The organism is Pseudomonas sp. NPDC086112 (assembly GCF_044746425.1).
GTDB lineage: Bacteria > Pseudomonadota > Gammaproteobacteria > Pseudomonadales > Pseudomonadaceae > Aquipseudomonas.
On record NZ_JBIVCD010000005.1, the window covers coordinates 122,459 to 146,179 of the forward strand.

22 protein-coding genes and 1 pseudogene are annotated in these 23,721 nt (G+C 60.2%); 12 read left to right on the forward strand and 11 right to left on the reverse strand.

Annotated elements, in window-relative coordinates; all coding sequences use genetic code 11:
* Positions 1 to 76: 76 nt before the first annotated feature.
* From nahK to ACIPLA_RS05840, 6 genes are all read right to left on the reverse strand, one after another.
* Positions 77 to 2,671, reverse strand: coding sequence for a hybrid sensor histidine kinase/response regulator NahK/ErcS' (gene nahK / locus ACIPLA_RS05815; protein ID WP_401172416.1), 2,595 nt, complete (start codon positions 2,669 to 2,671; stop codon positions 77 to 79).
* A complete protein-coding gene (nosP, locus tag ACIPLA_RS05820) occupies positions 2,640 to 3,803 on the reverse strand; it encodes a nitric oxide-sensing protein NosP (RefSeq protein ID WP_401172232.1) in 1,164 nt (387 codons plus the stop codon). Before nosP ends, nahK begins: the two co-directional genes overlap by 32 nt.
* Before the next feature lie 240 nt (positions 3,804 to 4,043).
* Positions 4,044 to 5,228 carry a porin gene (locus ACIPLA_RS05825; protein ID WP_401172235.1) on the reverse strand — a complete coding sequence of 395 codons (1,185 nt, stop codon included), beginning with the start codon at positions 5,226 to 5,228 and terminating at the stop codon, positions 4,044 to 4,046.
* Between the two features lie 265 nt (positions 5,229 to 5,493).
* The gene (locus ACIPLA_RS05830; RefSeq protein WP_401172238.1) at positions 5,494 to 6,300 is read right to left on the reverse strand and encodes a sulfite exporter TauE/SafE family protein; all 807 of its coding nucleotides are present in this window, start codon (positions 6,298 to 6,300) and stop codon (positions 5,494 to 5,496) included.
* 9 nt (positions 6,301 to 6,309) lie between these two features.
* Complete coding sequence (locus tag ACIPLA_RS05835; RefSeq protein ID WP_401172241.1) at positions 6,310 to 7,554, reverse strand: FAD-dependent oxidoreductase; 1,245 nt, start codon at positions 7,552 to 7,554, stop codon at positions 6,310 to 6,312.
* Between the two features lie 132 nt (positions 7,555 to 7,686).
* Positions 7,687 to 8,022 carry a helix-turn-helix transcriptional regulator gene (locus ACIPLA_RS05840; protein ID WP_026331709.1) on the reverse strand — a complete coding sequence of 112 codons (336 nt, stop codon included), beginning with the start codon at positions 8,020 to 8,022 and terminating at the stop codon, positions 7,687 to 7,689.
* Positions 8,023 to 8,126: 104 nt separating this feature from the next.
* Between ACIPLA_RS05840 and ACIPLA_RS05845 the strand changes: the two genes are divergently transcribed.
* Positions 8,127 to 8,990 (forward strand): MBL fold metallo-hydrolase, encoded by an 864-nt coding sequence (locus tag ACIPLA_RS05845; protein WP_218396401.1) that lies wholly within the window; start codon positions 8,127 to 8,129, stop codon positions 8,988 to 8,990.
* A 161-nt stretch (positions 8,991 to 9,151) separates the two neighbouring features.
* Here ACIPLA_RS05845 and bkdR read toward each other — a convergent pair whose 3' ends face one another.
* Positions 9,152 to 9,640, reverse strand: coding sequence for a Bkd operon transcriptional regulator BkdR (gene bkdR, locus ACIPLA_RS05850; protein WP_017339472.1), 489 nt, complete (start codon positions 9,638 to 9,640; stop codon positions 9,152 to 9,154).
* 185 nt (positions 9,641 to 9,825) lie between these two features.
* Between bkdR and ACIPLA_RS05855 the strand changes: the two genes are divergently transcribed.
* From ACIPLA_RS05855 to ACIPLA_RS05880, 6 genes are all read left to right on the forward strand, one after another.
* On the forward strand, positions 9,826 to 11,061 hold the full coding sequence (locus tag ACIPLA_RS05855; protein WP_007895123.1) for a 3-methyl-2-oxobutanoate dehydrogenase (2-methylpropanoyl-transferring) subunit alpha: 1,236 nt from the start codon (positions 9,826 to 9,828) through the stop codon (positions 11,059 to 11,061).
* A 1-nt stretch (position 11,062) separates the two neighbouring features.
* Complete coding sequence (locus ACIPLA_RS05860; RefSeq protein ID WP_048394689.1) at positions 11,063 to 12,121, forward strand: alpha-ketoacid dehydrogenase subunit beta; 1,059 nt, start codon at positions 11,063 to 11,065, stop codon at positions 12,119 to 12,121.
* The gene (locus ACIPLA_RS05865) at positions 12,122 to 13,390 is read left to right on the forward strand and encodes a dihydrolipoamide acetyltransferase family protein (protein WP_401172248.1); all 1,269 of its coding nucleotides are present in this window, start codon (positions 12,122 to 12,124) and stop codon (positions 13,388 to 13,390) included.
* 18 nt (positions 13,391 to 13,408) lie between these two features.
* A complete protein-coding gene (lpdA, locus tag ACIPLA_RS05870) occupies positions 13,409 to 14,794 on the forward strand; it encodes a dihydrolipoyl dehydrogenase (RefSeq protein ID WP_218396405.1) in 1,386 nt (461 codons plus the stop codon).
* Positions 14,795 to 15,031: 237 nt separating this feature from the next.
* Positions 15,032 to 16,051, forward strand: coding sequence for a branched-chain amino acid aminotransferase (locus ACIPLA_RS05875; protein ID WP_192343602.1), 1,020 nt, complete (start codon positions 15,032 to 15,034; stop codon positions 16,049 to 16,051).
* A 135-nt stretch (positions 16,052 to 16,186) separates the two neighbouring features.
* On the forward strand, positions 16,187 to 16,528 hold the full coding sequence (locus ACIPLA_RS05880; RefSeq protein ID WP_008071311.1) for a hypothetical protein: 342 nt from the start codon (positions 16,187 to 16,189) through the stop codon (positions 16,526 to 16,528).
* Here the strand turns inward: ACIPLA_RS05880 and ACIPLA_RS05885 are convergent.
* Positions 16,518 to 17,444, reverse strand: coding sequence for a LysR substrate-binding domain-containing protein (locus ACIPLA_RS05885; RefSeq protein WP_192343601.1), 927 nt, complete (start codon positions 17,442 to 17,444; stop codon positions 16,518 to 16,520). The two genes, ACIPLA_RS05880 and ACIPLA_RS05885, sit on opposite strands and share 11 nt — an antisense overlap.
* A gap of 104 nt (positions 17,445 to 17,548) precedes the next feature.
* Here ACIPLA_RS05885 and ACIPLA_RS05890 point away from each other — a divergent pair, with 104 nt between their 5' ends.
* The gene (locus tag ACIPLA_RS05890) at positions 17,549 to 18,157 is read left to right on the forward strand and encodes a LysE family translocator (protein WP_123495256.1); all 609 of its coding nucleotides are present in this window, start codon (positions 17,549 to 17,551) and stop codon (positions 18,155 to 18,157) included.
* Here ACIPLA_RS05890 and ACIPLA_RS05895 read toward each other — a convergent pair.
* Positions 18,154 to 18,918, reverse strand: coding sequence for an ArsR/SmtB family transcription factor (locus ACIPLA_RS05895; RefSeq protein ID WP_401172255.1), 765 nt, complete (start codon positions 18,916 to 18,918; stop codon positions 18,154 to 18,156). The two genes, ACIPLA_RS05890 and ACIPLA_RS05895, sit on opposite strands and share 4 nt — an antisense overlap.
* An 81-nt stretch (positions 18,919 to 18,999) precedes the next feature.
* On the opposite strand from ACIPLA_RS05895, the gene ACIPLA_RS05900 reads away from it, so the two are divergent.
* A complete protein-coding gene (locus ACIPLA_RS05900) occupies positions 19,000 to 20,106 on the forward strand; it encodes a cytochrome P450 (RefSeq protein ID WP_401172258.1) in 1,107 nt (368 codons plus the stop codon).
* A gap of 8 nt (positions 20,107 to 20,114) precedes the next feature.
* Here the strand turns inward: ACIPLA_RS05900 and dmeF are convergent, their stop codons facing one another.
* Both dmeF and ACIPLA_RS05910 read right to left on the reverse strand, forming a co-directional pair.
* On the reverse strand, positions 20,115 to 21,044 hold the full coding sequence (dmeF, locus tag ACIPLA_RS05905) for a CDF family Co(II)/Ni(II) efflux transporter DmeF (protein WP_401172261.1): 930 nt from the start codon (positions 21,042 to 21,044) through the stop codon (positions 20,115 to 20,117).
* An 11-nt stretch (positions 21,045 to 21,055) separates the two neighbouring features.
* Positions 21,056 to 21,331, reverse strand: coding sequence for a metal/formaldehyde-sensitive transcriptional repressor (locus ACIPLA_RS05910; RefSeq protein ID WP_019648873.1), 276 nt, complete (start codon positions 21,329 to 21,331; stop codon positions 21,056 to 21,058).
* Between the two features lie 493 nt (positions 21,332 to 21,824).
* Here ACIPLA_RS05910 and ACIPLA_RS05915 point away from each other — a divergent pair.
* From ACIPLA_RS05915 to ACIPLA_RS05925, 3 genes and pseudogenes are all read left to right on the forward strand, one after another.
* Positions 21,825 to 23,046: pseudogene (locus tag ACIPLA_RS05915) on the forward strand (S-type pyocin domain-containing protein).
* 15 nt (positions 23,047 to 23,061) lie between these two features.
* Positions 23,062 to 23,301: a pyocin S6 family toxin immunity protein gene (locus ACIPLA_RS05920; protein WP_401172265.1), complete on the forward strand. Its 240-nt coding sequence runs from the start codon at positions 23,062 to 23,064 to the stop codon at positions 23,299 to 23,301.
* 52 nt (positions 23,302 to 23,353) lie between these two features.
* Complete coding sequence (locus tag ACIPLA_RS05925; RefSeq protein ID WP_218396421.1) at positions 23,354 to 23,662, forward strand: hypothetical protein; 309 nt, start codon at positions 23,354 to 23,356, stop codon at positions 23,660 to 23,662.
* The last annotated feature ends 59 nt before the right edge of the window (positions 23,663 to 23,721 follow it).

The following is a 23,721-nucleotide window of genomic DNA, read 5'->3' on the forward strand; positions in this document are numbered from 1 at the left end:
CCGCGTCCCAAGAGCGGACGCAGAGCGTCCATTGAGGCATTCCCACGCAGAGCGTGGGAACGATCAGACGATCACCTCAAGGCCGACCAAGCAAATGACTCATCGCCGTCTTGAGTTTCATCGGCCGCACCGGTTTGTGCATCAGGGTGTGGCCCAGTTCGCGGATCTGCTGTTTGAGTTCGTTGCTGTAGTTGGCGGTGATCATCATTGCCGGGATCGCTGAAGCGCGACGGGCGTTGATGCGGGCCACGGCGTCGACACCATTCTTCTCGTCATCCAGGTGATAGTCGGCGATCAGCAGGTCGGCTTCGTCGTGATAATTATCCACTTGCCGCGCCAGGTCCTCTTCCGACAGCGCCGTGATCACCCGGCAGCCCCAACCTTCGAGCAAGGTGCGCATCCCCGCGCAAATCGCCGCGTCGTTGTCCAGCACCCACACCCGTGCACCGCGTAGGCGCTCGAGCATCGGTTCGCTCATCAGCAGGTTCGGCAACGCCTTGGGCGCCGTGGCACTCAACGGCACTTCGACGGAAAACATCGAGCCCTTGCCCGGCCACGAACGCACATGAATCCTGTGGCCGAGAATGCGCGCGATTTTCTCGACGATCGCCAGGCCCAGCCCCAAGCCGCGATCCTGATCGGGACGCTGCACGTCACCGCGTTTGAACTCCTGAAAAATCTCCTCCAGACGGTTTTCGGCAATGCCCATGCCGCTGTCCCAGACTTCGATGGTCAGCCGCTGGTGATGACGTCGGCAACCAAGCACCACGCGCCCGCTGTAGGTGTAGCGAATGGCATTGCTCAGCAGATTACGCAGAATCCGCGCGAGCAACTGAATGTCGCTGCGCACCAACGCCGAACAGGGGATGAAATGCAGCTCGAGGCCTTCGCTGCGGGCCACTTGGGTGTATTCCGCGGCGAGGTTTTCCAGCAATTCGCTGAGGGCGAATGGCGCAATGTCGGCCTTGATCACCCCGGCATCGAGTTTGGAAATGTCCACCAGCGTGCCCAGCAGGTTTTCCACGTCTTCCAGGGAATTGCTCACGTTGCGCACCAGAGTCTCGTTGGCCACCGGCTCCCGGCGCTCCAGCAAGGCACTGGTAAACAACCGCGCGGCATTCAGCGGTTGCAGCAGATCGTGGCTGACCGCCGCAAGAAACTTGGTCTTCGACAGGTTGGCCTGCTCGGCCTCGAGCTTGGCCTCGCGCAAGCGTGACTCCACCCGGCGGCGTTCTTCGATTTCGCGCAGTAATTGGTCATTGAGGGTGGTCAGTTCGGTGGTGCGTTCACGCACCCGCAATTCAAGGTTCTGATAGGCCTGATGCAGCGCTTCGGCGGTACGGCGGCGCTCGGTGATGTCGCGGATCAACACGAAAATCCCCACCACTTCCCCGGTGGCCAGGCGATTGGGCACGTAGGAGCGCAGCATGTAGCGCTCCTGATTGTTGATATTGGTTTCGGCAAACTCGAACGTCACGCTCTCGCCGGCCAGGGCCCGGGCCACGTAGGCTTCCAGGCGTTGGTAATGCTGTTCACTGTGAACTTCGCGCAGGCTCTGCCCGAGCATCACGCCCCGGGGCCAGCAGTACCATTCTTCGTAGACTTTGTTGGTGAATTCATAGACCAGATCGGCATTCAAGTAAGCGATCAGCGCCGGCACATGGTCGGTGATCAGGCGAATCCATCGCTCGCTTTCGCTGAGCGCTTCGGCGTGCTGGTAGCGTTCGGTGATGTCGGTGAAGGTGTTGACGAAACCGCCGGTAGGCAACGGATGGGTGCGGATTTCCAGCACCCGGCCATCGTAGAGGCGCTGCTCGCATTCCTGCACGTGCCGCCCGTTCGGGTCGCGACTGGCCGGGGTCAGCAGGTTCAGTTCGCTGTCGGCAATCACTTCGGCGAACGGTCGATGAGCCGCCACCGGGGCCAGGCCGCTGAGTTCCAGGAAGCGCCGGTTCCACAGTTCCAGAATGCCCTCGGCGTTGACCATCGCCACGCCTTGGGACAGGTTGTCGACCGCCCGTTGTAACAAGTGCGACTTCTGCGCCACCGCCTGCTCGCGGCGCAGGGTTTCGCTGAGTTTGACGTCGGTAATGTCGGTGAACAGGATCACCCGCCCGCCTTCCTGAGTCGGCCGTTCGCTGACTTGCAGCCAGCGGCCGTTGTGCAGGCGATAGAGCAGGTTTTCGTCGGCATGCCCGCGGGGTTCTTCGCTGAACAGTCCGGTCGCGGTCATCAACCGTTTGACCTCGCGCAGGCGCATGCCGGCGTTGATCCGCACCCGACTGTTGCCCCAGAACGCCTTGAAGCGGCTGTTGAACAACACGATCCGCTGCTCGGCATCGAACAATACAAAGGCGTCGGAAATACTTTCGATGGCGTCGATCAAGTGTTGATGGGCGGTTTCGGCCCGCAGCCGTGCCTCACTGAGCAAATGATTGCCGGCCTTGAGTTCGGCCATGGCCTGGTTCAGGGCATCGGTGCGCTCACGCACCTGTTCGGCCAGCACCACCGAATGCTGGAACGCCGCGTAGGGGTCGTTGCCCCGGGTGATGCCGGATTCGATGCGCTCGATCAGCGCGCCATTGATGCGCTGCAGTTTGTGGTTTTCGTGGCGCAGGCTGGCGATCTGCGCCTGCAGGTCAGCGCTGTCCAGGGGAGCGGCCTCGGGCAATGGCAACCCCGGTGAAGGTCTGGTTGATGTGCATGCCATTGAACTGTTCTCCGTAGGTGTTGAAACCCATCACCCGCTGCTCCCGCAGAAACGCGCCGATCTGCTCGAGATTGCCGCCGTCTTCCAGTTCCAGACGCCTGAGAAAACAGTCGCAGCCGATGGTCAGCAACAGGTCCCCGAGACGCTCCTGCAAACCATCGAACAGGCTTTGCAGATTTGGCAGCATGGGGCCGGGGGTCATGACGGTGAGGACGATGCCGTTTTCCACCGCGCAATAGAAACTCAGGCTCAGGTCCGGATGAACCTGCTGGATCGCCCGCACGTAATACTGATCGTTGATTCGCACCGCCAACGGGTGCGCGGCAAAGATCCGATAGTCGAGGTCGGCCACGGCTACGCCGATGTGCCGGGCGTATTCCTCGGCGGCGGGTTCGGCATTCAGTTCGAACACCCGGCGCGAGGTGCTGTCGGCAGCGGTAACCACCAGTTTCTCGGCCCTGGGCAGGATGTGGTGGGTGGTGAAGACTTCGAAGTCCAGCCAGGTATTGACCAGCACCACCACCGCCGCGCCGCTGTGAAACTCGCCGCCGAAATACACGTGGGTGTGGGTCAGGTAGTTGTCGTCGCCGGCCGATCCGCCGAAATGCGGAATGTCGCCCAACGCCGCGCTCAAGGCCGCCAGAACCATTTCTTCACGGCTGGACAAGCCATCGAGCAGGGTCAGGGCAAAGCTGTTGCCCTTGATCGGTGCCAGGGTGTTGCTGCGACAGCCGCTGACCAGTCGCTCGACCATTTGCTGGGCATCGATCAGGCTGAAATGCTCCATCTCGTCGATCAGTTCGGTGGAGATGGAAAAGTGCCGATGATCGAAGCCCACCGCCGTCACGCAGCTGCGGCCATAGCCTTGGGGGGTGATCTCCCCGGCACTGGTGCAGCCCACCAGACGAATGCCGCCGAAGCTCTGTTGCAACGCCTGCCCCAGCGCCTGCAAGTCGTACTCGGCGGAACAGAAGAACAGCACGAAACCCAAGTGCGGGTGCAAGAGTTGTCGCGCCAGATCCTGAGCCGCTTGCTGGGCATCGGTGGCCTGGGACATGCCACTGACCACACCGTCGTTCTGAACCTGCTCCATCCTCGCCCCTCGCCGGTGCGCCTGTATGAGGCACGAGTGTACGAAGCCTGCGGGGGGCGGCGAATGCTACTTGGGTAGTGGGTGGGTGGTTCGATGGGATGAGAGCCGGATGGCATCTGCAAAACAGCACATTCCCCCGTAGGAGCGAGGCTTGCCCGCGAAGAGGCCGTCACATTCAACATTAATGTCGACTGACACACCGCTTTCGCGGGCAAGCCTCGCTCCTACAAAGGATTTGCGTTACCAGGTCAACACCGCCCCCACCGCAAACGTATCGGTGTCTTCATTCTGGGCCGAGGTGTCGTGGCCATTGATTTCGAACTGGTTGTACTCGGCCACCAGCTTCAGGTTGTCGTTGACGTCATGGAACAGTGCAATGCCGCGGGTCTCGTAATCGGCACCGCTGCCGACCACGCCGTTGCCGTCGTCCTCGGTCTTGCCGTAAGACAGGGCCAAGCGGTTCTTGCCCAGTTTGTAGGAGCCCTGCAACAGGTAACCATCGCTGTCGACATTGCGCAGGGTCGGTTCGCCGGCGTTGTTGGTGAAGAACGGGTTGATGCCCTTGGCCTGGAAGCCGGAGCCGGTCAGCGACAGCCCGCCCATCTTCGCCTGCACGCCGTAGCCGACGCCTTTGGAGGTGACGGACTCGACGCTGGAATCGGTGTTGTCCGAAGTCTGGTAGCTTCCGTTGAGCCAGCTGTAAATCTTCGCCCCGCCGACGTCGAACTGATAGGTGATCTCGCTCTCGGTGCGCGGGTTCTCCTGATACGCCTTGCCCGTCGCGCTGCTGTCGTTGGTGTCGACCGGGTCCATGATCCCGACCGCTACCCGTAAGCCATCCATCACCGGGGTGCGATAGGTAATCTGCGACGTCGGGAACGGGTACGGGTAGCCGCTGCCGATGTTGCCGAACGACACCCCGCCGCCGTCCACCAGGCCCAACGTATCGCTGACCTGACCATAACCGGCGAGTAATTCGTCGAGCAGGATGTTGGAGCGGGCAAACAGGCCGAAGTCCTTACCGATCAGCACCTCGCCCCACTCTGGATTGGCTACCGTGCCATAGAACTGCCGCACGTCGATGGCGGTGTCGGTGCCGTTGGTTTCGCTGTCGTTGATGGTCACCCAGAACGAGGCGCGGGCGCCGAGCTTGAGGTCATCGACCTGCTTGCCCATGTTGAAGCCCAGGTAGTTGGGCAGAAATCCCATCTTCACCCGGGCCTGGCGCCGGTCGTACTGCTCGCCGGCCCGGTCCACGTCACTGTTCACGTAGAAGGCGTTGATGTAGCCATCCGTGGAGAACGTGGTCTGGTCCTTGTCGTACAGCATGATCTCGGCCTCGGCCATTGAGCTCAGGCCAAAGGACGACAGGCTGGCGATGAAGGCCGGCAAGAAACGATGCTTGAAGTTCTTATTGTTGTGCATGACGCGCTCCGCAACGGGGGACTTGATGTCGGAGGCGATTATCGAAAGTGGACCGGCGGCGTCATACGCTGCCTTGGGGGCGGTTGTGAGCTGCTTTGGACTGGCGGGTAGCGCGCGGCAAATTCGGCGTAAGACCGCTGGTCGGCAAGGCTCGGAACTTAGGGTGTAGGCCTATGCACCCCAGGTGCCGCTTTTTGTAGGAGCCAGGCTTGCCGGCGAAGGCGTCCTTCAGTCCGCCCTCGCCGACAAGCCCGGAGGCTATCGGTCAGAAACTCGCCCTGAACAGCATGTAAACGGCAATCACCACGCAGACGCTGGCGAAGCCGATCTGCAGCCCTCGGGCCGGCACCCGCGCGCAGAGTTTTCGACCGAGGATCATCCCGACGATGCTGGCAACAATGAACGCCCCGCCCAAACCATCGATCCGCACCCCGGCATGAAATGCGCCGATCACGCCGATCACCGAGATCAGGCTGATCACCATCAACGACGTGGCGACGATGCCGCGCATCTGCACATCGGTCAGTTGCTTGAACGCCGGCACAATCAGAAAGCCGCCACCGACCCCGAGCAGCCCCGAGACCACACCGGTCACCGCGCCGAGTGCCGCCAGGGTGGCGGTGCATTTGGCGGTCCAGGAAAAACGCCCGGTCTGCTGATCGAGCATGCAGTTCTTCTGGCCCCAGTTGGCGTGGCCGTGATCGCTCGGGCCATCGTCGGGCTTTTCCCGGCGCAGCATCCGCCAGGCCACCATGACCATCAGCAGACTGAACAGAACCATCAGGATCTTTTCCGGCAACTGATGGGCGAAGTAGATGCCCACCGGCGAAAATACCGCGCCCAGCAGTGCAATCAACAACGCGGCGCGATAGCGCACCAGGCCATGGCGCAAACCGTCGATCGCACCGATCGCCGCCGCACTGCCCACCGCGAACAAGGCGACGGGCGCCGCTTGGGTCATGGTCAAACCCAGCCCCAGCACCAGGGCCGGCACCGCAAGAATACCGCCACCAGCACCGGTCAAACCCAGCACCAGACCCATGACAACGCCGAAAAAACTGGCCAGCAACATAGGGTTCTCTCAGTCAACCTTGGACAGATGGGTCAGCCATTCACGGCCCTTGAGCAGGCCATTCCAGTAGAACCACGGCAGCAAGGTCGCCTTGAGGAACCAGGCTGAACGGCGCGCCACCGTCGGGTCGAGGGGAAAGGTCGGCAACAACTTACCGGCGTAACCGAACTCGGCGAGAATCACCTTGCCCTTCTCCACCGTCAGCGGGCAGGAACCGTAGCCGTCGTACTTGAGTGGCAACGGCTGTTGCTTGCGCAGGGCCAGCAGGTTTTGCGCCACCACCACGATCTGCTTGCGCGCGGCGGCGGCAGTTTTCGCGTTGCTGGTGGAACAGACATCGCCCAACGCGAACACATCCGCATAGCGCACGTGTTGCAGGCTGTGCGGGTTCACTTCGCACCAGCCAGCGGCATCGGCCAACGGGCTTTGGCGGATGAAATCCGGCGAGACCTGAGGCGGTACGACGTGCAGCAGGTCGAAGGTTTTTTCTTGTACGGTCACGACACCTGCAGCGTCCTTGACCTCGAACCACGCGGTTTTCGATGGCCCGTCAACCTTGACCAGATTGGAATTGAAGGCCAGCCGGGCGTTGTACTTTTCGATGTACTTCATGAGCGGCGGCACGAATGTCGCCACACCGAACAACGCAGCGCCGGCCAGATTGAACTCGACGTCGAATTTGTTCAGAACGCCGGTTTTACGCCAGTGATCGCAGGACAAGTACAAGGCTTTCTGCGGCGCACCGGCGCATTTGATCGGTACCGCTGGCTGAGTGAAGATCGCTTTACCGCCGCGCAATCCCCGGACCAGTTCCCAGGTGTAGGCCGCGTGCCGATAGCTGTAATTGGAGGTCACGCCGTTCTGGCCGAGGGTGTCCTGCAAGCCTTCGATTTTCTCCCAGGCCAGGCGCAAACCGGGGCAGACCACGAGGTTCTGGTAACTGACGGTGCGGCCATCGTCGAGGGTCAGCTGTTTGCTGTCGGGGGCGATGTCAGTCACGCACGCCTGCAACCAGGTGGCCTGGCGCGGCATCACTGAGGACATCGGGCGCGCGGTGTTTTTCACCGAGTAAGCACCACCGCCGACCAGCGTCCACGCCGGTTGGTAGTAATGCTGGCTGTCGGGTTCGATGACGGTGATGTTTAAACCAGGATCGCGTTTCAGCAGGCTGGCAACCAAACCAATGCCGGCGGTCCCGCCGCCTATTACCACGATGTCGGCACTGATGGATGGGCCCCAGTGTTGATCGTTCATCATTCATTCCTTGTTATTGCACGCATGGCGCCGGGTTCAGCTCTAATGCCGGACATGTAGGAGCCAGGCTTGCCGGCGAAAGCGTCCTTCAGAGCGCCTTCGCCGGCAAGCCTGGCTCCTACAAAAGGCGGCTCAGCCCCAGCTTTTCAGCACCGCTCCGCAGTACAGGCCGGACAGCGTTTTCATCACCTGAATCACTTCGTGACTGGCTAAACCATAGAATATGTACTTGCCTTCACGACGGGTGGCGACCAATCCCTCGTCGCGCAGGATGCCCAGCTGTTGGGACAGTGTGGGCTGGCGCACGCCGGTCATTTTCTCCAGTTCGCCGACATTGCGCTCGCCCTGGGTCAATTGGCAGAGAATCAGCAGGCGGTCCTCGTTGGCCAAAGCCTTGAGCAGCGCGCAAGCTTTGGAGGCCGAGGCCCGGAGTTGGGCGACTTCACATTCGGTCAGACTGGATTGCATTTGCAGGATGCCTTCGACGTCACTTAAGCTGCGGACATTATGTTTAAACATAAAGTGTTGCAACCGGTTATTGTCCTCCCGCCCCTTTCCACAGGTTCGTCCCCATGTCTGCGTTGATTGAAGCCTTCCTCGACCCCGCCTCGTCGACTTACAGCTACGTGATCTACGAGCACGATGGCGGGCACTGCGCGATTGTCGACCCAGTGCTGGATTACGACCCCGCCGCCGGGCGCACCGCGACCGTCCAGGCCGACAAAATCATCGCCTTCGTGCGCGAACATCAGTTGCAGGTGCAATGGCTGCTGGAAACCCACGCCCATGCCGATCACCTGTCGGCGGCGCCGTATCTGCGTCGGGAATTGGGGGGCAAGATTGCGATCGGTGAGTCGATCAGCAAGGTTCAGGGGGTGTTCAAGACGCTGTTCAACCTTGAACCGGGATTTAGCGTCGATGGTTCACAGTTCGATCACCTGTTCGCGCCGGGCGAGTCATTCCGGGTCGGCAATCTCAAGGCCACAGCCCTGCATGTGCCCGGCCATACCCCGGCGGACATGGCCTATTTGATCGACGGCGATATGATTCTGGTGGGCGATACGTTGTTCATGCCGGACGTCGGCACCGCGCGTTGCGACTTCCCTGGCGGCAACGCCAACCAGATGTTTGCCTCGATCCACAAACTGCTGGCCTTCCCCGCCAGCGTTCGCCTCTACGTCTGCCACGATTACCCGCCCCCGGGCCGCGCCCCGCAATGCCAGAGCACGGTTGGCGAGCAGCGCAAAAGCAACATCCATATTCACGATGGCATTGATGAGGCCGCCTTCGTCGCCATGCGCACCCAGCGCGATGCCGGATTGTGCATGCCGACGCTGTTGCTGCCGGCGATTCAGGTGAATGTGCGGGCGGGGAATTTGCCGCCGGCGGAAGAGAATGGCGTGACTTACCTGAAGATTCCCCTGAATCAACTCTAGTCCCGTAGCAGCTGTCGAGCACCGCGAGGCAGCGTTCGGCGGCGCAGCCGTCGCAAAACCTGCAACCGCGTTCTTTCCGGGAAACCGCGTTGGGTGGGTTACGACGGCTTCGCCGCCGAACGCTGCCTCGCGGTGCTCGACAGCTGCTACAACTGCGATCTTCAATTGGCCAGGGTCAACCCATTCGCCGGCAACGGCAACGCCGTCTTATACCGCACCTGCTTGAGCGCAAAGCTCGAACGGATGTTCGCCACCCCCGGTACCTTGGTCAAAAAGTCCATCATGAAGCGCTCCAACGACTGAATGGTCGGCACCAGTACGCGGATCAGGTAATCCGGGTCGCCGGCCATCAAATAGCACTCCATCACTTCCGGGCGATCCGAGATCGCCTCTTCGAAATGCTGCAACGCCTCCTCCACCTGTTTCTCCAGGCTGACGTGAATGAACACATTCACATGCAGCCCCAGCAGGTCGGCATCGAGCAGGGTCACTTGCTCACGAATCAGCCCTAATTCTTCCATCGCCTTGACCCGATTGAAGCAGGGCGTCGGCGACAGGTTCACCGAGCGCGCGAGGTCGGCGTTGGTGATGCGCGCGTTCTCCTGAAGGCTGTTGAGAATGCCGATGTCGGTACGGTCCAGTTTGCGCATGAGACAAAACCACCTGCTTTTTATGTTTATGCAGAATTTTTATCCTCAAATGACCTCAAGCGCAACGAAACAGAGAGAAATATTCTTCTGGGCCCGGCCTATGATTGTTGTAGGACAAGATTTCTTTTATCGAAGAATGACTGCCAGCTCACTACAAGAAATTCACAAGATCGAGCGTAGAAGCCATGAACCAAGCGTACGAACCGCTGCGCCTGCACGTTCCCGAACCTTCGGGCCGCCCCGGCTGCAAAACCGACTTCTCCTACCTGCATCTGACTGACGCAGGCTTGGTGCGCAAACCCCCAATCGACGTTGAACCGGCCGACACGGCTGATCTGGCCAAAGGCCTGATTCGCGTGCTCGACGACCAAGGCAATGCCCTCGGCCCATGGGCTGAAGGCGTGCCAGTCGAGATCCTGCGTAAAGGCATGCGCGCCATGCTCAAGACGCGGATTTTCGACAACCGCATGGTGGTCGCCCAGCGTCAGAAAAAAATGTCGTTCTACATGCAAAGCCTTGGCGAAGAAGCCATCGGCAGCGCCCAGGCCCTGGCCTTGAACATCGACGACATGTGCTTCCCCACCTACCGTCAACAAAGCATCCTCATGGCCCGCGACGTGCCGCTGGTCGACCTGATCTGCCAACTGCTGTCCAACGAGCGCGATCCGCTCAAGGGCCGTCAACTGCCGATCATGTACTCGGTCAAGGACGCCGGTTTCTTCACCATTTCCGGCAACCTCGCCACCCAATTCGTACAAGGCGTGGGCTGGGGCATGGCCTCGGCGATCAAGGGCGATACCAAAATCGCCTCGGCCTGGATCGGCGACGGTGCTACCGCTGAATCGGACTTCCACACCGCCCTCACCTTCGCCCACGTCTACCGTGCGCCGGTGATCCTCAACGTGGTCAACAACCAGTGGGCGATCTCGACGTTCCAGGCGATTGCCGGTGGTGAAGCCACTACTTTCGCCGGACGCGGCGTCGGTTGCGGCATTGCCTCCCTGCGGGTCGATGGCAACGATTTTGTCGCGGTGTACGCCGCCTCTGCCTGGGCCGCCGAACGTGCGCGCCGCAACCTCGGCCCGACCATGATCGAATGGGTCACCTACCGCGCCGGCCCGCACTCGACGTCCGATGATCCATCCAAATACCGTCCTGCCGACGACTGGAGCCACTTCCCGTTGGGCGACCCGATTGCGCGCCTCAAGCAGCACCTGATCAAAATCGGTCAGTGGTCCGAAGAGGAACACGTCGCGGTCAGCGCCGAGCTGGAAGCCGAAGTGATCGCCGCGCAGAAAGAAGCCGAGCAGTACGGCACCCTCGCCGGCGGCCAGATTCCGAGCGCCGCGACCATGTTCGAAGACGTCTACAAAGAGATGCCGGAGCACTTGAAGCGCCAGCGTCAAGAGTTGGGGATCTGACATGAACGATCACAACAATAAAATCGAGTTGGAAACCGCCATGACCACGACCACCATGACCATGATCCAGGCCCTGCGCTCGGCCATGGATGTGATGCTTGAGCGTGACGACAACGTCGTGGTGTTCGGCCAGGACGTGGGCTACTTCGGCGGCGTGTTCCGTTGCACCGAAGGGCTGCAGAACAAGTACGGCACCTCCCGGGTATTCGATGCACCGATCTCCGAAAGCGGGATCGTTGGCGTCGCCGTGGGCATGGGCGCTTACGGTTTGCGGCCGGTGGCCGAGATCCAGTTCGCCGATTACGTCTACCCGGCGTCGGACCAGATCATTTCCGAAGCGGCACGCTTGCGCTATCGCTCGGCCGGCGAGTTCACTGCGCCGATGACCCTGCGCATGCCCTGCGGCGGCGGCATCTACGGCGGCCAGACCCACAGCCAGAGCATCGAGGCGATGTTCACTCAGGTCTGCGGTTTGCGCACCGTCATGCCGTCCAACCCTTACGACGCCAAAGGCCTGCTGATCGCCTCCATCGAAAACGATGACCCGGTGATCTTCCTCGAGCCAAAACGCCTGTACAACGGCCCGTTCGACGGCCACCACGACCGTCCGGTAACCCCGTGGTCGAAACACCCCGCCGCGCAAGTGCCGGACGGTTACTACACCGTGCCGCTGGATGTCGCCGCCATCGCGCGGCCCGGCAAAGACGTGACCATCCTGACCTACGGCACCACCGTTTATGTGTCGCAAGTGGCGGCTGAAGAAACCGGTATCGACGCCGAAGTCATCGACCTGCGCAGCCTGTGGCCGCTGGACCTGGAAACCATCGTCAAGTCGGTGAAGAAAACCGGCCGTTGCGTGATCGTTCACGAAGCGACCCGCACCTGCGGTTTCGGCGCCGAACTGGTCGCCTTGGTGCAAGAGCATTGCTTCCACTACCTGGAAGCGCCGATCGAACGCGTCACCGGTTGGGACACTCCCTACCCGCACGCGCAAGAGTGGGCGTATTTCCCTGGGCCGTCCCGCGTGGGCGCGGCTTTGCATCGGGTTATGGAGGTCTGAATGGGCACGCACGTTATTAAAATGCCGGACATTGGCGAAGGCATTGCAGAAGTTGAGCTGTCTCAGTGGCACGTCAAGGTCGGCGATATGGTCGTCGAAGATCAGGTGCTGGCCGATGTCATGACCGATAAGGCGATGGTCGACATCCCGTCCCCGGTGCATGGCAAGGTGATTGCGCTGGGCGGCCAGCCTGGCGAAGTCATGGCAGTCGGCAGCATTCTGATCAGCATCGAAGTCGAAGGCGCGGGCAACGTTAAAGAGTCGGCTCAGCCAGTAGCGGTTAAAGAAGCACCCGTTGCAGCGCCTAAAGTTGAAGCGGTTGTTGAAAGCAAACCGGTGGCGGCACCTCGCTCGGCCGCCGCGTGCCAAGGGCCAATGGTCGCCCGTGAGGCCGATGAACGTCCGCTGGCCTCCCCGGCCGTGCGCAAACATGCGCTGGACCTTGGCATTCAATTGCGTCTGGTGCGTGGCAGCGGCCCTGCCGGCCGTGTGCTGCACGAAGACCTCGAAGCCTGGCTGGCTCAGGGTCAATCGAACGCATCCACCGCCACCGCCGCTTACGCCCAGCGCAACGACGAAGAGCAAATCCCGGTGATCGGCATGCGTCGCAAGATCGCCCAGCGCATGCAAGACGCCACTCAGCGTGCTGCCCACTTCAGTTACGTCGAGGAAATCGACGTCACTGCCGTGGAAGAACTGCGCGCACACCTGAACGAAAAACACGGCGCAACCCGCGGCAAGCTGACCTTGCTGCCGTTCCTGGTCCGCGCGCTGGTCGTGGCTCTGCGCGACTTCCCGCAGATCAACGCCCGTTACGACGACGAAGCGCAAGTCATCACCCGCCTCGGCGCGGTGCATGTGGGTGTCGCCACCCAAGCCGACATCGGTTTGATGGTGCCGGTTGTGCGCCATGCCGAAACCCGCAGCCTGTGGGACAGCGCCGCGGAAATCTCGCGTCTGGCCACCGCTGCGCGCACTGGCAAAGCCAGCCGCGATGAGCTGTCCGGTTCGACCATCACCCTGACCAGCCTCGGCGCTCTGGGTGGCATCGTTAGCACCCCGGTGTTGAACCTGCCGGAAGTGGCAATCGTCGGCGTGAACAAAATCGTCGAACGGCCGATGGTCGTCAAAGGCCAGATCGTGATCCGCAAGATGATGAACCTCTCCAGCTCCTTCGATCACCGCGTGGTCGATGGCATGGACGCGGCGCAATTCATCCAGGCCATCCGTGGCTTGCTCGAACAACCCGCCACGCTTTTTGTTGAGTAGGCATTTGTGGAGAAAGTCATGCAACAGACTTTGAACACCACGCTGCTGATCATCGGCGGCGGCCCTGGCGGTTATGTGACGGCGATCCGTGCCGGTCAGTTGGGCATTTCGACCATTCTGGTGGAAGGCGAATCGTTGGGCGGCACCTGCCTGAACATCGGCTGCATTCCATCGAAGGCATTGATTCACGTCGCCGAACAGTTCCATCAGACGCAGCACCACAGCCAACACTCGGCGCTGGGCATCAGCGTATCGGCGCCGACCCTGGACATCAGCAAGAGCGTCGAGTGGAAAGACGGTATTGTTGATCGTCTGACCACCGGCGTTTCGGCGCTGTTGAAGAAGCACAAGGTCCAGGTCATTCAAGGCTGGGCCAAAGTGATCGACGGCAAAACCGTCGAAGTCGGCGACACGCGCATTCAGTGCGAGCACCTGGTGCTGGCCACCGGTTCGAAAAGCGTGAACCTGCCGATGCTGCCGATTGGCGGGCCGGTTATCTCTTCTACCGAAGCCCTCGCGCCGACGTCCGTACCGAAACGGCTGGTCGTCGTCGGTGGCGGTTACATCGGTCTGGAGCTGGGGATTGCTTACCGCAAGCTCGGCGCCGAGGTCAGTGTGGTCGAGGCGCAGGATCGCATCTTGCCGGCCTACGACGCCGAACTGACCCATCCGGTGCATGAAGCACTCAAGCAACTCGGCGTGAAGCTTTACTTGAAGCACAGCGTTGAAGGTTTTGATTCACAAGGAAATACCCTGCAAGTTCGTGACCCGAACGGTGACACATTGACCCTGGAAACCGATCAGGTACTGGTGGCCGTTGGTCGCAAACCCAACACTCAAGGCTGGAACCTCGAAGCCTTGAACCTGGACATGAACGGTTCGGCGATCAAGATCGACAACCGGTGCCAGACCAGCATGCGTAACGTCTACGCCATCGGCGACTTGAGCGGCGAACCGATGCTCGCGCATCGGGCCATGGCTCAGGGTGAAATGGTTGCCGAGCTGATCAGCGGTAAACACCGCGAATTCAACCCGACCGCCATCGCCGCCGTGTGCTTCACCGACCCGGAACTGGTGGTGGTCGGCAAGACCCCGGATGAAGCCAAGGCTGCGGGGCTGGACTGCATCGTGTCCAGCTTCCCGTTCGCCGCCAATGGCCGGGCGATGACGCTGGAGTCGAAAAGCGGCTTCGTGCGGGTCGTGGCGCGCCGCGACAATCATGTGATTGTTGGTTGGCAGGCGGTGGGTGTGGGCGTGTCGGAGTTGTCGACGGCGTTTGGCCAGAGCCTGGAAATGGGCGCTCGTCTGGAAGACATCGCCGGCACCATCCACGCGCATCCGACGCTCGGTGAGGCGGTGCAGGAAGCGGCGTTGCGTGCGTTGGGGCATGCCCTACACCTATAAACCGGACCTGTAAACCGAACCTGTAGGAGCGAGGCTTGCCCGCGAACAAGGCACCACGGTGTATCTGAACCACCGCGTTATCGTTCTTCGCGGGCAAGCCTCGCTCCTACAGGGAACGATCAAAGGAACGAATTGCGGGCTGCGAAATGGGCCCGGAATGAAGTATTGTTGTCCCCATCCAGAAAAATGTCAGAAGCCTTGAACCGTTTCGGCGGTTGTTAAGTGATAGAGGGTGTCATGGGTAACGAAAGCATCAATTGGGACAAGCTGGGTTTTGACTACATCAAGACAGACAAGCGCTATCTGTCGCACTGGCGTAATGGCGAGTGGGACAAAGGCACCCTGACCGAAGACAACGTGCTGCACATCAGCGAAGGCTCCACTGCCCTTCACTATGGCCAGCAGTGCTTCGAAGGCCTGAAGGCCTACCGCTGCAAGGACGGTTCGATCAACCTGTTCCGCCCGGACCAGAACGCCGCACGCATGCAACGCAGCTGCGCGCGCCTGCTGATGCCGCACGTGTCCACCGAACAGTTTGTCGAAGCGTGCAAGGAAGTGGTACGCGCCAACGAGCGTTTCATCCCGCCTTACGGCACCGGCGGCGCGCTGTACCTGCGCCCGTTCGTGATCGGCGTGGGTGACAACATCGGTGTGCGTACCGCGCCCGAGTTCATCTTCTCTATCTTCTGCATCCCGGTCGGCGCTTACTTCAAGGGCGGTTTGACCCCGCACAACTTCCTGATCTCCAGCTACGACCGTGCCGCCCCACAAGGCACCGGTGCGGCCAAGGTCGGTGGCAACTACGCCGCCAGCCTGATGCCGGGTTCCCAGGCCAAGAAGGCGCACTTCGCCGACTGCATCTATCTGGACCCGCTGACCCACACCAAAATCGAAGAAGTCGGCTCGGCCAACTTCTTCGGGATCACCCACGACAACAAGTTCGTCACCCCGAATTCCCCTTCGGTGTTGCCGGGTATCACTCGTCTGTCGTTGATCGAGCTGGCCAAGACCCGTCTGGGCCTGGAAGTGGTCGAAGGTGACGTGTTCATCGACAAGCTGTCCGACTTCAAGGAAGCCGGCGCTTGCGGTACTGCCGCAGTGATCACCCCGATCGGCGGTATCAGCTACAACGACAAACTGCACGTGTTCCACAGCGAAACCGAAGTCGGCCCGATCACCCAGAAGCTCTACAAAGAGCTGACCGGTGTACAGACCGGCGACGTCGAAGCGCCAGCGGGCTGGATCGTCAAGGTTTGATTTGACACGACTGTCCGTTTGAACAAAAAAGCCCGGCCATCCTATCGAAGGCCGGGCTTTTTTTCGCCCGCGAATCGTGGAAAAGGTCACTAGACTTGCCACCTCCAACGGCCATCAACGGGTGCCATCAAAACCATGGGAAAACTCTGGCGAAAGTATCTGGCCTTGCTGGACACCGACTTCACCACGCAAGTGTTCGACAACATCAAGAACCTGCTGGTGTGTGCGCTGATGTTTGCGGCGGGCACCAACGCGCTGCACAGCGATCAGTACCTGTTTATGGGGTTTCTCACCTCAAGCCTCGCCGGCTGGGGATTGATCCTGCTGTCAGCGGTGCTGATGCTGCTTAATGTCAGCGACGGCCTGCGTCGGCTGTCCAGGTTGCCGTATCACACGGCGTTTCAGATCATTCTGTTTCTGGTCTACCTGGTGCTGGCGGTGCGGGTGGTGGAGATTGTCTGGAATTTCAGGGCGTAGCGGTTACAGCACCAGGTGTTTGCCACTGCAGCTCATCTTGAGCAATGCGGGCAAACATCCACTCCACAAACACCCGTGTCTGCGCCGTCACGTCCGGTGCAACGCCGTAGTAGTAACGAGGCAACGGCAGACGCAACTCGGGCAACGGGCAGATCAGGCGTCCGCTCGAGAGGTGAGTGCCCAGCAATGAGGTTGGGCACAGGGCGATACCCTGTCCATCCACGGCAGCCTGAAGCGCCAGGTGCATGTGATCAAACTGCCGGGTTACCTGAGTGGCTGACTGGCCTTGACCAAAGTGCATGGCCCAATTGTGCCAGTCTTCGCGACGCGCCTTGACGGTCAGTAACGTGTGCCGGCTCAGCGAAGTGAGGTCTTCAAGTGGCAGGCGCTCAATCAGCGATGGCGCCGCGACCAACAATAGTTCGTCTTCGAACAGCGGTCGCGCTTCAATCGCCGGTGCCCAGTCGTCACGGCCACGGCGAATGACGACATCGAACCCGTCGCGTGCCTGATCGGGTGCCTGGGTTTGAGTGATCACCTGCGGCTTGATGCCTGGGTGCTGCGCAACAAAATCCGCCAGCCTGGGCGTCAGCCAAAGCACGGCAAAGGACGGACGGACATTGATCTTAACGGTAGGCAGCGAGGCATGTTGCTTGAGCGCAGCGGCAGCGTTGGCGATCTGCGACAGCCCGGCGCTGACCTGCTCATAAAAGCGCTGGCCGGCCGGCGTCAGCACCGATTGACGGATGCGCCGCTCGAACAGCAGCACGCCCAGGTACTCCTCAAGCAATTTGATGTGCCGGCTGACGGCACTGTGGCTGACATGCAGCTCTTCGGCCGCCAGCCTGAAGCTCTGATGACGAGCAGCAACGGCGAAGGCGCGAACAGCATTAAGCGGCGGTAGTTGATTTTTCATGGGTCTAATTTAGTCACCTATGCGCTTTAATTAAAGCGTTTGTCACGCTCGTTTCGTCACGCCAATCTGCCAACACGCAGCCAGCGCCACCGACGGAGCAAGACATGAACAGCTACGGACTCTTTGTACTTTTCGCCACCCTGACCATTTTGAGCCCGGGGCCAGGCGTGGTCCTGACCCTGTCGAACGCGGTGCGACACGGTTGGACGGGGGCCGTGCCGGGCATTCTGGGGATCGCGTCGGGGGCGTTTGTCGTCGCCGCCATCAGCGCCACCAGTGTTGGCCTGATACTCAGCACCTCCGCGAACGCCTTCACGGCGTTGAAATACGCAGGGGCCGCCTATTTGTTGTACCTGGGCTACAAAAGCTGGCGCTCGGATCGTTTCAGTACGCTGCTTGAAACGCGCCCCTCAAGCCCTGGCTATCGCTTCCTTGAAGCGGCTTCGATGCAGCTGTTGAACCCCAAGGCGGTGTTTTTCTTTCTGGCGGTGTTCCCGCAATTCATCGACACCTCGGCGCACTTCTACACCCAGTTCATCAAACTGGTCGCTTCCTACGGTGTGCTGGTGATTCTGGTGCATGGCAGCTATGCCTTGCTCGCCAATGCCGCCAAAGGCTGGTTGTCGAGCCCGAAGGGTTCCTGGCTGGCGGCGAAAGTCTCGGGCGTGACCTTCGCCGGCTTTGGCGTGCTCATGGCCTCGTCCAGTCGCTAAGCCGCAGGGCTGGCGATCGCGCGGCGCCTGGTCTCGGTGGACGCAGGTTGTGCTGTCGCAGCCTGAACCGGCAGCTCAACGGCGAACCGGCTACTGAGTTCCTTACGCCCCAGCGCCGTCAACGCCAGAGCCCGACTGTCCAGGTCCTGCGTCACCCATTTGCGTTTGATCGCCGTTTGCAGCAACGCCGCACCCAAGGCACCGCCCAGGTGCGGCCGACGCATGCTCCAGTCCAGGCACGGGCAGGCGAAGCGGCGGCGCAAGGTGCCGAGGTCTTTGACGTCGATGCCCAATCCTTCGAATAACGCCTCACCGCTGTCGCTCAGTTGATAAACCTGCTCATCGATTTCCAGCAACCACCCCGCGTCGATCATCCGGTCATGCAGCAACACTGCCAGCGTGCCGGCCATGTGGTCGTAGCAGGTGCGGGCGAATTGCAGGCGATCCGGGGTGCGGGGGTTGAACGTCGGCGCGGCGTTCTGGCCGATCACCATCAGCGCTTCCAGCGCCTGGGCCACGCGCTTGTCCGCGAGACTGTAATAGCGGTGACGGCCTTGAACGTGCAAACGCACCAGCGCCAGTTCCTTGAGCTTGGCCAGGTGAGCACTGGCGGTCGAGGCACTGACTTCGGCAATCGTCGCCAGCTCGGTGCTGGTGCGGGCGTGGCCGTCCATCAGCGAACAGAGGATTTTCGTTCGGGCAGGTTCCGCGATGGCGGCAGCCACTTGCGAGACGCCGACGTCGTGTTGTTCTGCGTTCATATTTCGCTCCCGGACGAATCAAGGCCCTTTCGGACTGGAGATAGTAGCAACACTTTCCAACCACCGATAAGGCTGCGCCCCATGGACCCGATCATCGCTGCGACTCACGCCGATCCCTACCCTTACTACGCGCAACTGCGCGCCGAGGGTGGGCTGGTTTTTCATCAAGGACTGAAACTGTGGGTGGCCAGCAGCGCCCGAGCCGTTGCCGCCGTGCTGGCGCATCCGCACTGTCATGTGCGGCCATCTCATGAGCCGGTGCCCCAGGCGATTGCTCAAGGCATGGCCGGCAAGGTGTTCGGTCAGTTGATGCGAATGAATGAAGGCGAGCGGCAGCGTTGCCCGAGGGCGGCGATTGAGCCGGGGCTGGCGTTGATGGACGTGAATGAGGTCAATGCGTTGGTCGGCGCTCGATTGATTACCCCGGGCCCCGACGGGTTGTACGCAGCGATGTTTCGCGGGCCGGTCTGCGTGGTCGCGGCGTTGCTCGGCTTTTCTCCGGCTCAGGGCCGGGCCATCAGCGAGCTGACCGCAGACTTCGTCGCCTGCCTGTCGCCGCTCAGCGATCAGGCACAACTGGACACCGCCCATGTCGCGGCGGAACAGCTGAAGGGTTATTTCATCGAGCTTCTGGACGACCCGAGCAACCGAAGCGCCCTGCTCGCGGGTATCCGGCAGCGTTTCGCGGCGACATCAACCGACGCTGAAACCTTGATCGCCAACCTGATCGGCCTGTTCTCCCAGACCCATGAAGCCACTGCCGGGCTGATCGGTAATGCGCTATTGGCGTTGAGGCGAAACCCGCAGTTGGATTCGGCTCAAGTTGACGAGCTGATCGCTGAAGTTCAGCGCTTCGACCCGTCGGTGCAAAACACCCGCCGCTTCGTCGCCGCGCCGTGTGAAATTGACGGCGTGAGCCTGAACACCGGCGACGTTATCCTGGTGCTGCTGGCCTCGGCCAATCGCGATCCGCAGCTTAATGATGATCCCGACGTGTTTTTGCTCGATCGCCCGAACCGTCGCGGTTTCACTTTCGGCGCGGGCCGTCATCAATGTCCGGGACAGGTGTTGGCCTTAAGCATTGCCCGTGCGACGCTGGCTGAGATCCTGGCGATGCAACCTGCTTTGGACCGGTTGACCTGGCACTACCGCCCTTCCCTTAACGGGCGCATTCCGCTCTTTGCCTGAAAGACACTTCAAGCGTTGCGATGCTCGACCGTCAGGTGAGACAACTCATGAACCGGCGCCAGACGTTCGCGAATGGCGTCGGCATTGACACCTGCCACGGCCACGACGCTGACAATCGCGGCCCGCGCCTGGGGGCCGACTTGCCAGACGTGAAGGTCACTGATGCGAACATCGCCCGTCGACTCGAGCAGCACCCGAATTTCGGCGGCGACGTGCTCATCGGTGGTGTCGAGTAACACGGCGGCACTGTCACGCATCAAGCCATAGGCCCATCTCGCGATCACAATGGCGCCGACGATCCCCATCACCGGGTCCAGCCAGACCCAGCCCAGGTAGCGCCCGGCCAACAATGCCACGATGGCCAGCACCGAGGTCAACGCATCGGCCAGTACATGCAAATACGCCGAATGCAGGTTGTTGTCGTGATGATGAGCGTGGGCATGACTGTGATCGTGATGATCATGGCCGTGATGGCCATGGTTGCCCGACAGCATAAAGGCACTGACGATATTCACTGCCAACCCCACCACCGCAATCACCGTCGCTTCGGTGAAAGCCACAGTGGTCGGTTGAAACAGTCGCACGATGGACTCGCCAGCGATGCCGATCGACACCAGGCCCAGCACTATGGCCGAAGCAAAACCCGCCAGATCCCCGACCTTACCGGTACCAAAACTGAAGCGCGAATTGTTGGCATGTCGTCGAGCAAAGCCGTAGGCCGCCGCCGCAATGCCCAGGGCCCCGGCGTGAGTCGCCATATGAAAGCCATCCGCCAGCAGCGCCATGGAGCCGGTGATGTAACCGGCGGCAATTTCGCCAATCATCATCACGAACGTCAGCGCCACCACCCACAACGTGCGACGGGCGTTGTCATCGTGGGCGGCCCCTAGAAACAGGTGGTCGTGGGTAAAGCGCGAAGCCTGAGGTTTCAGTGTCATGGTTCGGGCCTCTATTTCGAGTAACGGCGGATGGCTTGCAACAAGTCCTCAACGCCTTCGGCGCGTGCTTCATCGCTGAGCCCGGGACGCGCCACATGTTCACGGGCGTGGGCGTCGATGAACTGGTCCATCAGACCATTGACCGCACCGCGGATCGCCGCGACCAGATGTAGGGTTTTGGCGCACTCGGCGTCGGATTCCAGCGCCCGCTCCACCGCCTGAACCTGGCCGGCAATACGCCGGACGCGGTTGAGCAGGTCGTCTTTGTGTTCGTGGATGTGCGACATACGTATACCCCCTACCCCTATTTAGGCGGGCATGGTTACCGATATGGTCGGGGTTGGCAAGTCAGGTTGACCGCGTCATGGCTCATCGCGAGCAGGCTCGCTCCCACATTTGATCGCTGCCGGACACAGCATTTGTGTTCGACACAAATCCCCTGTGGGAGCAGCTTGCCCGGGTAGAAACCGGGGACATCCTTTACAGGTGTGGGAACGATCATAAAACCGCGCCGATCCCAATGTAGGAGCTGCCGCAGGCTGCGATCTTTTGGGGCCGCCAACGCTTATCTGACTGGCATCAAGGCAAGCCCCCCACCACAAAAACCAAAAAACCCGCCATCTCTGTAAGAAGAAATGGCGGGGTCTGTCGTTTCAGCTCACTCGCATCGAGCGAGCCCATTTGTAACAACAGGCGGAGTTTCAGACCCGTCCTACAGCCACAAAATACGATTCTGAGGTAGCGTCCGCATCGTTTTCAAAGGATGAAACAAGGACGCTCATGGCTCGAAAAACAGATATACCTCGGGTTCAAAACCCACCGTCAGGCGACGGGCACCACATCACCAGCCGCTACATGACCGCCACTGAACTGGCAGAGCGCGACGCCAGACAAGAATCCTATGACGACATGTTGGCCCGACAGCAGGCATATGAAGACCGTTTTGTCAGGCAGCCTCAACAGCTGGGTCACCCCAGCTCCATGGGTAGCGTGTTCGCCAAAAGCTGCAACCTCCCCGACGGCGTAATCAACCACGACAGCCCAGCCGGGTTTGTCCCTGTCGAGAAACTGACCGAGTACGGAAAATTCTCCCTGCTGGGTGGCCGCGAAAGGGATGCAGCGGGAAACATCCCTCTCAAAAAATATCAGTGGCAGCGCATTACCTGCTGCACTGGGAACGCTTCTTCTGGGCGGAGTTGGTACTGCTGGAACCGGGATGGGTGCTGCTGGCGCAGGCATAGTGACGGCTGGTGTTGCTGCTGGCGCCTTGGCCGGAATGGTTGCATTGCTGTGGCCGTCGAGCTTGGGCGACAGCTCCCTGTACACAGAAGAACAGCTCAAATCACTCAAGGAAGGCCGAACACGGGTTCGACTGCATGTCGAGCAACAAGCTGATGGCACCTTGAAGGGTTATGGGTACAACACCCAAAAGCGCCGTGACTGGGAAATGATTCCTGTAGTCCGGTTCAAGAGTCAGGGTTCTCAGCAGGTGGCTGACTTTGGAGATGGGATAACCCTGATATGGACGCCAGCTGTTGACCCATCCAGCACCTCAGGGATTCCCCCGCTAGAGACGGCACCACAAGCGCCTCAGATCTGGATTTATCCGCCTACCGAACAGGCAGACAACATCATCGTCAACCCGATCTACCCGCCTGAGTACAAGGACTGCATTCTTGTTTTCCCGGCTGATTCCGGTGTGCAGCCGTTGTATGTTGTGGTTTCAAGATCTGCTGGCGGCGGTGATATAAAGTACCATCGGCCGCCGTTGGCATTGCCTGCATTTCCAGATGCCCTTCCTGTTAAATCAAAAAGCAGTGTTCAGGGCGGGGGGAGTAAGCGCAGCCGGTGGAAAGACCGAAAGGGGCGAATATATGAATGGGACAGTAAGACAGGCGCAATAGAGAAGTATGACAGTCAAGGTAAGCATCTTGGCGAGTTCAACCACGAAACTGGTGAACAGATAGACCCCGCAAAACCCGGTAGAACTACCCCAAAATAAATTAAGAGGCTATTTATGTTTTTATGGATTAGTGGGTTTTTAAAAGGTGATGACGAAGATGATTCCTTAAAATACGACCTTACAGTTCGACCTGAGTTTGAAGTCGCGGTAATGGGTGTTCTTGGGTGGAAAAGTCTTAATGAAAGCGCGGATGGAGAGTGGTTACTAACCGGCGAGCAAATCCAACAAATTGCTATAGCTCTCAATGAGCAGTTACCGACCGAACTGGATCTCTTCATAGGGGTGCGGGAGTAGGTACAACTGAGGTGGGAGTTAGAAAGTGAGCCCTCTCTACCAAGATCCATCAATGAGCCACGAGGAAGCGACGAGGCTTCTAGCTAGCGGCGTAGAAACTAGCGTTGCCACCGCACTGGTTTCTATCGGGCTGAATGAGCAAGACAGGATTTGGGCTCAGAACACCTGCCTGAAATACCTCGAGAGTGAATCCGAATCGGTTGCAGCAGCAGCTATCATCGCGCTCGGTCACATAGCCCGCAGACAGGGTTATCTGGATTTGGGTGCTGTACTCCCCGCTCTTGAAAAGGTGAAGGAAAAATTCCCCTCACTGCAAGGGACTGTGGCGGACACCCTTGATGATATTGAGGTATTCACCTGACTCACCATTTAGCAAAAGAACACTTTTCCCGCGAGCCGAACACTGTGGCGAGGGGGCTT